This window comes from Chitinophaga sp. 9-1-y (genome assembly GCF_059511905.2).
In genome coordinates this window covers 687943-700804 of sequence record NZ_CM197955.1, presented here as the reverse complement: position 1 = coordinate 700804, position 12862 = coordinate 687943, and the positions used below count along the sequence as shown (strand labels likewise).

General features: G+C 36.9%; 10 protein-coding genes. 4 read left to right on the top strand and 6 right to left on the bottom strand.

Annotation, left to right across the window (positions count from 1 at the left end):
• Positions 1–63 precede the first annotated feature (63 nt).
• The 3 genes from AC5ZC7_RS02865 to AC5ZC7_RS02855 all read right to left on the bottom strand — a co-directional run bounded on the left by AC5ZC7_RS02865 (position 64) and on the right by AC5ZC7_RS02855 (position 3197).
• The gene (locus AC5ZC7_RS02865) at positions 64–1269 is read right to left on the bottom strand and encodes a FecR domain-containing protein (protein ID WP_496159668.1); all 1206 of its coding nucleotides are present in this window, start codon (positions 1267–1269) and stop codon (positions 64–66) included.
• A gap of 90 nt (positions 1270–1359) precedes the next feature.
• Positions 1360–1959, bottom strand: coding sequence for an RNA polymerase sigma factor (locus AC5ZC7_RS02860; RefSeq protein WP_168739755.1), 600 nt, complete (start codon positions 1957–1959; stop codon positions 1360–1362).
• 440 nt (positions 1960–2399) lie between these two features.
• Positions 2400–3197, bottom strand: coding sequence for a nitrilase-related carbon-nitrogen hydrolase (locus AC5ZC7_RS02855; RefSeq protein WP_496159669.1), 798 nt, complete (start codon positions 3195–3197; stop codon positions 2400–2402).
• Between the two features lie 156 nt (positions 3198–3353).
• On the opposite strand from AC5ZC7_RS02855, the gene AC5ZC7_RS02850 reads away from it, so the two are divergent.
• From AC5ZC7_RS02850 to AC5ZC7_RS02840, 3 genes are all read left to right on the top strand, one after another.
• Complete coding sequence (locus AC5ZC7_RS02850) at positions 3354–4193, top strand: helix-turn-helix domain-containing protein (protein WP_496159670.1); 840 nt, start codon at positions 3354–3356, stop codon at positions 4191–4193.
• 128 nt (positions 4194–4321) lie between these two features.
• Positions 4322–4837, top strand: coding sequence for a DUF2911 domain-containing protein (locus AC5ZC7_RS02845; protein ID WP_496159671.1), 516 nt, complete (start codon positions 4322–4324; stop codon positions 4835–4837).
• Between the two features lie 614 nt (positions 4838–5451).
• Positions 5452–5784, top strand: a complete 333-nt coding sequence (locus tag AC5ZC7_RS02840) for a hypothetical protein (protein ID WP_496159672.1) — start codon at positions 5452–5454, stop codon at positions 5782–5784.
• Positions 5785–6120: 336 nt separating this feature from the next.
• Here the strand turns inward: AC5ZC7_RS02840 and AC5ZC7_RS02835 are convergent, their stop codons facing one another.
• The 3 genes from AC5ZC7_RS02835 to AC5ZC7_RS02825 all read right to left on the bottom strand — a co-directional run bounded on the left by AC5ZC7_RS02835 (position 6121) and on the right by AC5ZC7_RS02825 (position 11377).
• On the bottom strand, positions 6121–6888 hold the full coding sequence (locus AC5ZC7_RS02835) for a hypothetical protein (RefSeq protein WP_496159673.1): 768 nt from the start codon (positions 6886–6888) through the stop codon (positions 6121–6123).
• Between the two features lie 136 nt (positions 6889–7024).
• Positions 7025–9700 (bottom strand): DEAD/DEAH box helicase family protein, encoded by a 2676-nt coding sequence (locus tag AC5ZC7_RS02830; RefSeq protein ID WP_496159674.1) that lies wholly within the window; start codon positions 9698–9700, stop codon positions 7025–7027.
• A gap of 18 nt (positions 9701–9718) precedes the next feature.
• Positions 9719–11377: a DNA methyltransferase gene (locus AC5ZC7_RS02825; RefSeq protein WP_496159675.1), complete on the bottom strand. Its 1659-nt coding sequence runs from the start codon at positions 11375–11377 to the stop codon at positions 9719–9721.
• Positions 11378–12519: 1142 nt separating this feature from the next.
• Between AC5ZC7_RS02825 and AC5ZC7_RS02820 the strand changes: the two genes are divergently transcribed.
• Entirely contained in the window at positions 12520–12855 is a 336-nt protein-coding gene (locus AC5ZC7_RS02820) for a DUF3592 domain-containing protein (protein ID WP_496159676.1), read from the top strand.
• The last annotated feature ends 7 nt before the right edge of the window (positions 12856–12862 follow it).

Here is a 12862-nt window from a genome sequence, read left to right as displayed (position 1 = left end):
TTGGCCTGCTCAGTGCATTATTTTGTTATCCACGACACTTGCTGAATGGCTGGTCAACCGCCATCAGGGAAGTATAATTAATGTCCTGTTTCCTTCCAGTTTGTAATGAAGTCCCACATTGCTCAGAAAATACAGCACATCAGTAAAGGGAAGGCTTCTTTTAATGGTACCTCCCAACTGTACCTTCGGAATTGTTTGCTGATAAACTACTTCAATATCATACCACCTTGCAAGTTGCCGCATAGCCTCCTCCAGCGGAACATCCTCAAAGTCAAAGACACCATTTTTCCAGGCAACAACCGAAACAGCATTTACATCGTCTAAAACCTGGACAGGCTTGTTTCTGGTGGTTGTGAGTGCCTGTTGTCCGGGCTTAAGCAGTTTGTAGGCGGCCCCTTTCATTGCAACCCGTATCGCTCCAGCCAGCAGCGTAGTTCGAACGGATTGCTCATTGTTATATGCATTCACATTAAAACTTGTTCCGAGTACTTCAACAGCAGTCCCCCCGCTAACCTCCACCCTGAAAGGAATGGAAGGGTTTTGAGCAACTTCCATGTACACTTCTCCTGTAACACTAATAAGTCTTTCCTTTCCTGTAAATACTACCGGGTATTTACAGGAACTTTCCGCGTTCAACCACACGCTGGTTCCATCAGATAACCTAAGCTGGAACTGCTTTCCCTTCGGGGTAGATATGGTGTTATACTGTACTTCCGAACCTGTTCTTTCGTACTCTAATGTCCCATTGGTGACTTTGGCTACTGTGCCTCCCTGCAATGTTATCCGGCCATTTTTAACAGTATCCAAAAGTACCTGTGATCCGTCTGATAAGGTAAGTAAAACGCTACTTTCCCCCTGTTGCCCATTTGTTATCGACTGCACAACACCAGTTGGTGTTTCCGTGTGTTTTTTCTGATATAAATAATAAATACCAACCCCAATTATCAATGCCACAGAAGATGCTACAGCCCAGCTCCATTTCCGTATGAACGAATTCCTGTAACCAACATGCATACCCTTTCCTGTTTCCTTATCAACAGGGAACTCTCTGCCGGGATATCGATCCAGGATGTTTTTGATCATCGTTTGCTGCTGAGCTTCACTAAAGAGGCCTTCATCCTGTATTTTTTCCCACATGTCTTCCAGTACGGGAATAATTTCCTGTTCAGTAGAAGCCGATTGCAACATATCAATAAGCTCCTGTCTTTCTGCTTCTGTAAACCGGTCATCGGACCATCGTTCCAATAGGTGCTGTAGTCTGCTATTCACAGTCAATCAATTTATATCAACGGATTTGATCCACCTTTATCTTAGGAGAAGGCTTTTGTAAAAAAGGGGGTATTCCAATGGAAAAAAAATTTACAACTTTATAATCAGGAAGGAAATTACGATTGGCAGGCCATTATTCCTGATGTAGTCAACAATAGATGAAGAGGAAATCTGGAGGTATTTTTTTACGGTTTCCCGGCTAATCTGCATTTCGGCGGCTATTTCAGCATATTTTTTTCCTTCTAACCGGGCCAGCATCCAAACCTTCTTTTGCTGCGGCGGGAGCCGATCTACTGCATTTTTCACCAATATATCGTACGCCTCCTTTAAAGAGGCTTCGTCCTGTGCCTCCAGGCCGTCGGCAGCAGCTTGTGTAATTTGATGCCACTCCTCCCGTTTTTTGTACTCTCTGTCGATGTTCTTCAGCATCCTGACTGCATGATGCCTCGATATTACGAATAACCAGGAACGAAAGCTTTCCACTTCTCTCAGAGATTCCCTTGTTAGCCATAGCTGGGTGAAAATTTCCTGTACCACATCGGAAGCTATATCCTGATCTTTGGTAATTTTGACCAGGTATGTAAAAAGAAGGCCGGAATACGCTTTCACAAGCATAGCAAACGCCTGCTCATCCCCTTCAGAGACCTGCAGTAGCAGTTGACGGTCACTATTATGTTTAATACCTGACAATTAATAAGTTGATTGATCCGAATTAGCCACAATGTTATTAAAAAAATCACACAGTTAGTATTAGTTTTTGGCTCATATCATAATATCTTTCTTCGGCAGATCAAACCTGTAATCTTAAAACAAATAGTGATTTTTTCCGGGCTTCTTCTCACTCAGCTATCAATTGAGTTGCTGCATCCTAGATGGTATCTACCTTAATTTCAGAAGATTTTGAATGCTCCATTTTTTCGACTTTTGAATGTTATCAATATAAGTGCAAAGTCAAAATAATAGATTTAATTCATAATGGAATCCTGAAATTCTATTTAAGTGTCAAAATAACATTTTTTAATAATAATTATAAACATTTACCTACTTTCACAGTAATCCTTACCGCCAATAACCTTCTGCGTGCTAAATAAGCATAGCGCATATTTACAACGATTGTTCGATCTATAACCTCACTTTACTTCATTATAAAGCTCACTCCTAAACCTTTTGGCCAATACCCCGGTAGCCAGGGTAGGGTCAATATTTGCTACAATTACTCCTGGGTTTCCATAAGTTTCATGTACAATACAAGTTCCATCCGGCCCTATTACAGAACTGGCTGAATCAGGATAACGGGAGGCATAATTTGAACTCGCAAAGTAAATGGTATTTTCAAGTGCTCTCATCATCATTGCTTTTTCATAATAAGGATTATCCTTACTGCCCCATTCCGTAAGCAGTACACCACTTGTATTACTCCCAACAAAATGTGGATGAAAAACAATTTTAGCATCATGACGGGCTGCCCACCTTACTGATTCAGGATACCGGAATCCTTCATGACATATCGTGATACCGAACTTTACATTATTCACTTCAAAAATACTACGCTTCGTACCGGCAATCCATACACTATCTTCTGTTGGGTCTAACTGGTTTTTTGTCTGATACCCCAATACCTCCCCCTTACCTGATATCACATAGGCTAAATTTAAAAGGCCGTCAGCATGATGCCAATCCATAGGTAAAATAATTGCGATGGAATTTTCAGCTGCCAGTTTACATACGTTATCCAGTGCCCATTGTAGTTTCTCATGTGTACGCTCTTCTGGACCGGCTCCCATTCCAGGATAACCAGGAATATATGATTCAGGAAAACAGATAATTTCAGCATTTTCTTTGACTGCATCTTTGACGAGTTTTTCGATCCAGAATAAACCGTCATTGATGGATTTAGGAAACGGAGGGGACGCTAACGCTATTTTCATTTCAATTTTCTTTTAATATCAGAAGGATAATCAGCACCTTTTTTTACTGCCTTTAATATGTCATAAAAATAATTAGAATTATCAGAAATCAGTGATAAAGCCGTGCCAGCTCCCTTTTTTTCACACTTTTACACTTTATCGGTAACTTCATGTATTATGGCCAGAGAACATTTATATCATCTTTTCGAAATCAGCTTTAAAGAATTGGATAAATTTCCTCAAATTATTTACAAGAATAATTTCTTTAAACTGATTTATATCATGGAAGGAACCGGTGTACAATATATGAACAAGCATAGCTTTAACTACCGGAAAGGAAATATGTTTTTAATTACGCCTGCAGACAGTTACTCATTTTCCATAAATACCACAACTACCTTTTTCTTTCTAAGCTTCAATGATATTTATATACGTCCCAAACAAAATAAAGACAATGATTGGGTGCAGCACATGGAATATATTCTCCGGAACGCCAGTCACAGACCAGGATGTATTTTAAAAAACACCGCAGATAAACCATTAGTGGCTTCATTGGTTGAATGCATTCATAAGGAATATATTGATGAACAGATATATCACAGCAAAATAATACAACAGTTCGTCAACACCCTCATACTTGTAGTAGCAAGAAACATAGCCCTGAAACTACCTAAAAATATAAAGGAAAATACCGGGGAAGCCGTATTGGATATTCTACATTACATACAGGAAAACATATTTGATCCTAAAAAATTAAGAGCGGAAAAAATTAGCCATAGCCTTGGAATTTCACTAAGCTATCTGGGACGCTATTTTAAAAAACAAACAGGCGACACATTGCAACAATATATTTCAAATTATAAGATCAGGCTGATCGAAATGAGACTTTTGCATAGTGACATGCGCATAAGTGAAATTGCCTGCGAACTAAATTTCACGGACGAAAGTCACTTGAACAGGGCTTTTAAAAAGCAAAAGGCGATGAGCCCATCAGAGTACAGAAAAAAGTATGCTTAGTTATCCCCATATCCTCAAAATTACAGAATAAGTGAAAAATAGTACAGGTGCTGGCTAAACGTGCCCTTTAATTTTGTACAGATCCTTATTAGAGGATAAGAATAATTAAATGGCATAAATTAAAAATTATGAAAAGACTAAAAAGCATAGCAGTATTATTTGTAGCAATTAGTATTTCAGCAGGAGCCTGGGCACAAAACAAAAAACCCAGGATAAGTCCGCCTGAAACAGCTACAGGGATGATCAGGCATGCAAATATCAGCATCCACTATAGCAGCCCATCTGTAAAAGACCGTAAAATATGGGGAGGATTGGTTCCCTACGACTCTGTATGGCGGGCAGGTGCAAATGAAGCCACAACTTTTGAAACGGATAAAGATATTAAAGTAGAAGGTAAATTATTACCGGCAGGGAAGTATAGTTTCTTTCTCATTCCGATGGAGAACACAGGATGGACAGCCATCTTTAATAAGGAACCTAATCAATGGGGAGCTTTTAAATATGATCATTCAAAAGACCAATTACGGGTAAATATAAAGCCTGCCACCTTAAAGAATAAGCAAGAAATGCTGGTATACCATATCAATGCAAAAGGTTTTTCTTTAGATTGGGACATGGTATCACTACCTGTTTCGGTTAGATAATCTCCAGCCACAAACTCACGACAATGTTCAAATCTGTCATCAGCAGGTTCGAACATTGTCCTCTCCCGCCCGCAAAATCCCGAAGAAAGTAGTCAATTTTTTCTCTTATGGTCGATTAGTTAGTCGATCTGCCTTTAACTTTCCCCGCTCAGTTTGTATTACTTCACTCAAGTAAACGTTCATTTCCTAAGTAACCAAAATTCGTTTTTAACCTCATTGAAACATTTCCGTTTAAATCATAACGAGGGGCTAACCACCATGATTTTCTATGTGAATAGGTGAAATAAAAGCACCAATACCCTGTTAGGATAGCTAATAATATTTTTTATTTCTAAACATTCTCCTTATTTTCATGCAGATATTAATCGATAGTATAGAACTCGAAATCAAAATAACCATGGTATAAAATCCTGAAAACCTGATTTGTACCTCTCTATTTTTTGACTATCACTATTGTAAACTGCAAGGTGTACCCACTTGGCGGTAATGTTGATAGTTTCCTTTGTTAATCATGAAAGTAAGCTGAGGCGCTGCCATTGGCTGCTAAACTTGTATTCTGCAGGATTGTCTGTTAATTATATATATTTATTCACTCTCTCAAAATTTAATCTATTATGGGCATTATCGTTTTTTATGAAGGTAACAATGGCACTCAAAACATTGTGCAGACCGTGGAAGATGTACCTGGACAGAATTTCCGCCCGGTAAAAAATGACGAGATCAGATCCTGCAAATTGTTCGGTGTAAGACCAGGTTGCGAGATGACGTTATATGATTCCCCTGACGGCGCTACGTCCGATGATTTCACTATCATCAATGTAAAAAGGAGTTCTCCTGAGTATACTGTCGATACCTTCGAACGGAGTTATGAAGACGAGTACGTGGTGGTTTCCTTTATCCGGAATAATGGTATTGATGGTAAGGTATCCCGTATCAAGATCAACTAAGACATCCACAACAGGTAACAAGAACAGCCGGCTCCCCGGGAGCTGGTTGTTCTTATACCAATATACTGTTTTAAATACTGTACTGGATAAAAAACAATACAAGTGCCATCCCCGCCTACCTTGTTCTTGCGGAAAATTGGTTTGACTGGTAACGACGTAGTTAGTCGATTTCAATGTTGTTAACCTGATTAAAGGCACTGCACACAAAACGAGCAGAGACGCTATTAAACATTAAAAATCAACACATTAAATAAAAACAAAAAGGAAACATAAGGTTCGTACCCCTGGTTGCAGTCCAGTCCCAAATAAGAAGCTTATTTTTAGATAAATTAAGGCCTATTTTAAAGTTTCAAAGGAAATACCTAATTGAAGAGGCGCGCGCCACATTAACTTATTAAAACCAGCATGGTAGGAACTCCAAAGTCGCTTATTCTCTGGCAATGAATTAGAGTAGCTTATCAATGACTGTCTGGGAGCGGCTCCTGATAAATAGCATTCGTTATACCTCTCCATTAAATTTAATTTTTCAATTATATCATTTATCCTTTTAAGCAACACATCTTCCATAGTAATAGATAATCCCTCATGAAACCTACTTTTACTCAATTGGAAATACACCTGCACTTCAAAATCAGCAGTTAAATCATCATCTATAGAAATAGAACGTTTAAATATTTTAAAATCTCTTTTATTTATCGCCACATTAATATCATCTCCGTCGGCTTCCGGAATTCTTGAGGATTTAATAGAACACGAATATGCATGCTTTGGTTTAATCTCTATATTACTTGCAGTTTCTACCCAGTTTTCTAAGCTTTGATGACTTATAATTATATCCCAACCGGGATCAGGCTTCTTGTAATCATCTCTTCTAATCTGATCATATGCTACAACATTTCTGCCATGATCAAATAAAAATTGCATCACTGCAGCGGATGCTATTTCTCCCATTACTCCATCGTCTACTTTTTCAGAGATGGTCCTGGAATTCATCTCATTGCGATCAATTGTAAAAGCAACTCGATTACAAACCCACGTTAGTGCCATGCTCATTATCTCACGACGGACAGTAACTTTAACAGGGGCATTATTTATTGAGGGCATGTATAATAATAATGAGAGGTTAATTATTTCAATAAAATCCTTTCACAGTCTGATTAGTCGATTTGCCACAAACCCTTATAATCACCAACAGATAAATATAAGCAAAAAATACCATTCAATATCTATACAGCGTGACTTATGTAACTATGTACTGTGAGACAATTCTTTTAAAATCACTATTCTTTGCAACTTTATCATGAGGTATTAAAACATATCTCCAAGGTTTGCCTCCATATTCCTTAGTATATTCCGTTGCATAATTACAATACTTTACTGCAGCTTGCGCCTTCGCCTGAGTTTCCTCAACGTTAATATCTTTAACCGCTTTAATTTCTATCATATAAATCCCATCATCGGTCTCAGCAACAAAATCAGGTTCATAAAGCCTACTATTATGCAACCAATATATCCAAAACTGATTAGGCGCCGGTCGCAACCATTTTATAACATTTTTATCGCTTTCTAAAATAAAAGAAAAGGTTTGTTCTGTTCTACTATCAAACTTGTATTCCGGGTGACAACTTTTTTCAAACCCGCAAAAAACAAATTTTGGTACTTGTCCAGCCAAAAAACTTTCATCGCGGTAGTCTTTTAGTTCCGCATTACTAAGCGTTACAAAATTCCAGTTCTCAATTTTGGTGAACGGTCTTACTTTGGGTTTAACATAATCTAGTTCATACAAAGTAAAGTGTTGCATCATTTGATTATATATTCTCTTTGCAATTAAAGCCCTCCATTGAAAAATAAGCTTGTCAATATCCTCCCCTTCTCTGAGGTCAATTTCAATTTTTGCAATAGCCTGCCGTGCCAACTTTTGCAATAGATCGGCATTTGAATCGTAATCTATTTCCGGAAAGTTTAATAACTCTTCAATTATTAATTTCACAGGGCTTCCAAAGCTCACACCAGCCTTGACTTCTATAACATCATAGCTTTTATCTTTTAATCCCACTCTCACAATTTCATCATTTAATTGTTCAAATGAAAAGTCATCAACACTTAATTCAAAATCCTCAAAGTAAGCTTTTACTTCCCCTTGCACTAACTCCATTCTTGGAATTTCAATAATATTCTTCTTAAAATCAGCCACCAAGTCGCCATAAATCATTTCAGCCTCTGCCAAAATACTTCCAGCAAATAAATTACCTTGGCCGGTATTCAATTCTTTTTTCACTAAATCAAATATCTGTTGTTTGACCTCTGATTTATTAAGATCATCTATTCTCTTAACAGATGAATTAGTATTGAAGAATGGGAATGTTTTTATCAAAATACTTTTAGCATCAACCTGATTTTGTCGCTGTTGCTTCTCTGCTAAATCTATAATATTGTTAACCTGTTCCTGTTCAATTTCTAACTTTTTTAAAATAGTGCTTTTAACTGTTATTACTTCAATTTTTTCTGCAAGAAAGGTTTCATCAATTTCAGCAAATTTCAATCTGTTTAGAATTGAGCCAGGATCTTGTGCCTCTGCAATTACCTTACTAAATTGATCATGTGCAACGACAGTAAGCTTATCAAGCTTTTCGTTACCCGTTCTTTCTCCATTGAAAGGCAATCTTAAACCTCTGCCAATAGTTTGTTCAACCAATACAGACGCATTAGCAGCGCGGAGAGGCACAATAGTATATAGATTGGTAACATCCCAACCTTCTTTTAGCATATTTACATGAATGACAATCTCTATTTCATTTGCATCTTGCTCTAAAGAAAGAAATTGCTGCTCAATTAACTCCTCATTCCGTGTAGTACTATCTATCTGCAATACCTTATCAGCAAATATGCCTTGATAAAAATTTGTTGAAGTGATAAAATCATATACAGACTTAGAATGCGAGGTATCTTTACATACAATTAATATAAATGGCTTAACTATTTTCTTCCCAGAATTTAATGCGTATAGTTTTAGCTCTTGCTTTGTATTTTCGTGAATGCTTACTGCATCCTCCAACTTTATTTTTTCAATTTCCTCTTCACTTCTCCCCTGTGTACTAAAATCCTTTCGTGTGGCAATAGTGGGATTCTTGACATATAATCCGTCTGTTAATGCCTGAGCCAAACTATATTCATATACAACATTTCTAAATTGATTCCCTCTTTCGTCAATTGGTGTTGCTGTAAGTTCCAGCCCCAGAATTGGCTTCAATTCATTAATAGCTTCCTTACTTTTATCTGCATGATATCTATGTGCTTCATCCATTAATATTACCAAGTCGTTCAAACCACTTAAGTACTGCCAGTAACTTTGTCCCAAATATTCGGATAACCTCTTAATTCGCGGCGCCAAATTTTTTCCGGCCTCCTTAACAGGTTTAGTTTCTCTCGCAAATTTGGAAATATTGAAAATATTTATCCGTACTTCTGTTTCATTAAATAAAGAACTCGCCTGATTATAATTATCACCTGTAATAATCACTGGCTTATTATATACGAAATCAGCAATCCCTTTAAATACGTATTTAGAGTTTGTATTGTTGCCAAAATCCTCTATTAGCTTATTATAAATAGTAAGATTAGGAGCTAATATAAAAAAGTTCCTAATACCTTTCTGTAAATATAAATACGCTATAAAGGCGCCCATAAGGCGTGTTTTCCCTACACCAGTTGCAATGCTAAAACAAATCGAAGGAAAATCTCTCTCAAAATCAACACAAGTTGGGTAAAGGGCATGTATTTTCTCAAGCTCTATTTTCAAATCAACCTCTTTCTTCAATTCCAATTCATCCGAAAGATGTGTTAAAATATCTAATGCTTCCTGCAAAGGTTTTCGAAGGGACAGACGTTGTTTAATGTTTTCAGTTATTGAGTTCATCGGGCCATACCATTTTTACTAAAAAAGGGACGATTGCTTATCATCTTCAGACTTTTTCTTTTGCTTTTTTTTGGGGGTATTTTTTAACGAAATCTCTGATTCTTCTGCTGACTCATCCATATCACGCGAATTATTTATAATATTTAAACTATAATCATCTTTCCCAAATTCACATCTTCCTAATAACATTTGAGGAATCTTCTTTATAGTAATATTACTGTACCTGCCTTCACATTCTCTTGCAAAACTTTTACAACATACTAATAAGCTTTCATCTGGCCTTAGTTCCTCTACTAATCTATCCAATATTTGTAATGTAATAAATTGCGTAGTAGTAAAGATGAAGTCTTTACCACTACTAAAGCCTTGCTTCCAGTAATCTTTTTCATCTGGCGAATATTGAAACCCTTCATTCTTTGCCATTGCAGCTGCTAACATATTGGAGTCGTATAAAGGATTTATTATTTCATCTCCATACTTATCCTTTTGAATTAATGAAGGAGCAAGAGTACAAAATCTAAATCCGCCGCCACCTTTCCAATTTATGCGTTCTGTAATCCCACCTTTATCTTCTCCACTAACTACCTTTTTTAAGCGAGGCAAGCAATGAGTAATTGCATGTTCTCCTAATTCAATACCGATCCATTTACGACCCATTTTATGAGCAACAGCAGATGTTGTTCCACTGCCCAGGAAACTATCTAAAACAAAATCATTTTCCTTTGTCGCTAAAAACAAAATTCGTTCAATTAATCTTTCTGGTTTGGGAGTACCAAATATACTCTCTCCATTAAACACTTTCACTTCCTTTTTCGCCTCCTGGTTATCTCCCACTTCAGTCCTAAACCAGATAGTTTTAGAAACGGTGCCATCTTGAACTTCTGATAGAAATTTCTTTAGTGAGGGCACATTATTCCCAGTGCTGCCAAACCATATTCTATTTTCCTTTATTAATTCTTCAAACTTGGCTTCAGATGTTGCCCAACATCTACTTTGTGGAGGAGTAACTATTCGCCCGGAAGGTAAAGTTATAGGATAGTCATTTGACTTCGAATAAGTCTTAACAGAAAAGTCGGTTGACTTCCAAACACCTCGTATATCATTATCTGGATTTTTATATCTATCATTCATTGCATCTGTTCTCGGAAGCATATAAGGACGCCAGATATCCTTCTTCTTAGCATACACAAGTATATGATCATGGCTGTCGCTAAGCCATTTGGTATCATTTTGAGGGGAGTATTTTTTCTCCCATATAATATTATTTACAAAGTTCTGCCTGCCAAATACTTCATCACACATTACCTTTAAATAATGACATTCATCATCATCAATGCTTATCCAAATACTTCCATCATCTTTTAATAAATTTCTTAGAAGCTCCAATCTCGGCTTCATTAAACTTAGCCAAAGTGAGTGTTCTATACCATCATCATAATGTTCAAAAGCATTTCCGGTATTATATGGAGGATCTATGTAAATACATTTTATTCTTCCTGCATAATTTTGTTCCAATGCCTTTAATGCGAGTAAGTTATCTCCTTGAATGAGTATGTTTTCAGTCTTTGGGTCACCATAGCTCCTATTTATATCTTCGATAAAAATACGGGGTTCTAGCTTAGGCTCGTTGTCCTTTCCTATCCAAATTAGTTCAAGTCTTTGTAATTGCTTTGCCATTGTTACGTTACATTCCTGCGAATGATAAATAGTTCAGTTTGTGTAATTGTTAATTAATAGCTTATATATTTATAATATTCACGATTTAATTTATTAGCTGTTGTCAAATATAGTAGTAATTACAACAAATTTTATTACCGACAATATTTTATAACCTTTTTTTACATTTGTATATATTTCTGATAATCAATAATTTATTCATGGGGTATGCAAACTAGATTTATCTTCATCAAGCCATTAATCTTTGGTCCTGGCCTAAAAATACGGACATGTGGATAAAGTAGATAGAGTGGATAAAGCTATCTTATTCAAGATCACTTTGAGCGATTAAACTTCAAGTTCATTTGGAGAAAATATAGTGGAAATATAAAAGCTTTAAAACACATGCAAATTACCCAATTATACACAATTTATTTTGGCATTAAGGCAGTGTAACTTAAAATAAAGCCCTCCACAAAAATATTTCACTGTTTTCCTCTTTATAAATTCGATACCAATATATTATTGTATTTTTTTAATATATAGTTTACTTTATAAACCGATAGCTTTCTCTAAATCCGCAGCAAACAGGTTCAAATCTCGTCCCCATCACCCCGCAAAATCTCGAAGAAACTCGCGCTAGTTGCGGATTTTCTATTTTAAGTCAATGGGTTTAGTCAGGTTCCCTTTGAATCGCTCCTGCTTCTTTATTTTACCTTATTAAGCTTATCGTCGCTTAGGGTGGAATCGGGCAACATAATACCAGAGCACTTTTAGATATTATTATCTTATCCCTGTTAGACGCCGTATCCACGGCGCAGCCAGATGGGTGACGTATGATTGCCATGTACCTGCTTATACTTTGCTATATTGGTTTTACAACGATGTGCCTGTTTTTATAGTCAATAGGAGGGCTGTTTGGGCTACTAACGGTTGGCAAAAAAAGTCCGGCTATTCCGCACATAATTTCTGTTATTTAACGTAGTTTTATAACCGTTTGAAAAACCGTTTACCAGTTGATTTGATTTAAACCCGCTTCTTTATGACCCAGTTAACAGATGCCACATTGAGTATTAATGGTAACCCAGTCATCGATAGCTGCAAAGAGAGGCACGGCGCCGCTGAAAATTAATAGCGGGCAGCCATAAAAAAGTATTTTAACCATGGAAAAATCTAAACCGATTGTTTACCTCATTGCAGTAGTGGTTCTTCTTTCAGTGGCCTATACTGCCTGGAGTTTTATTAGCCAACAGCCCGATAAAAAGAAATACCTGGACTATCTGCCGGTAACCGCTACTATCACAGATAAGCTGGCTGGCAGAGTAAGCAGGTATGGTGCCAAGCCTACCCGTTACCATATCTCTTTCACGACAAAAGATGGAAAAAAACATTTTGCTTCCGATGTGGAATTAGGAGCCAACCTGAATCCTGGCGATACCATTACTGTGTATTACAACCCCGCCCATCCAGAAGATGATGTTGTACTCAGATTACCTTAACCCAATT

Bases quoted from the DNA above. Each gene is read 5' to 3' on its own strand.
- AC5ZC7_RS02845 (WP_496159671.1), top strand. From the start codon at position 4,322: ATGAAAAGACTAAAAAGCATAGCAGTATTATTTGTAGCAATTAGTATT.
- AC5ZC7_RS02840 (WP_496159672.1), top strand. From the start codon at position 5,452: ATGGGCATTATCGTTTTTTATGAAGGTAACAATGGCACTCAAAACATT.
- AC5ZC7_RS02855 (WP_496159669.1), bottom strand. From the start codon at position 3,197: ATGAAAATAGCGTTAGCGTCCCCTCCGTTTCCTAAATCCATCAATGAC.
- AC5ZC7_RS02825 (WP_496159675.1), bottom strand. From the start codon at position 11,377: ATGGCAAAGCAATTACAAAGACTTGAACTAATTTGGATAGGAAAGGAC.
- AC5ZC7_RS02830 (WP_496159674.1), bottom strand. From the start codon at position 9,700: ATGAACTCAATAACTGAAAACATTAAACAACGTCTGTCCCTTCGAAAA.
- AC5ZC7_RS02835 (WP_496159673.1), bottom strand. From the start codon at position 6,888: ATGCCCTCAATAAATAATGCCCCTGTTAAAGTTACTGTCCGTCGTGAG.
- AC5ZC7_RS02820 (WP_496159676.1), top strand. From the start codon at position 12,520: ATGGAAAAATCTAAACCGATTGTTTACCTCATTGCAGTAGTGGTTCTT.
- AC5ZC7_RS02850 (WP_496159670.1), top strand. From the start codon at position 3,354: ATGGCCAGAGAACATTTATATCATCTTTTCGAAATCAGCTTTAAAGAA.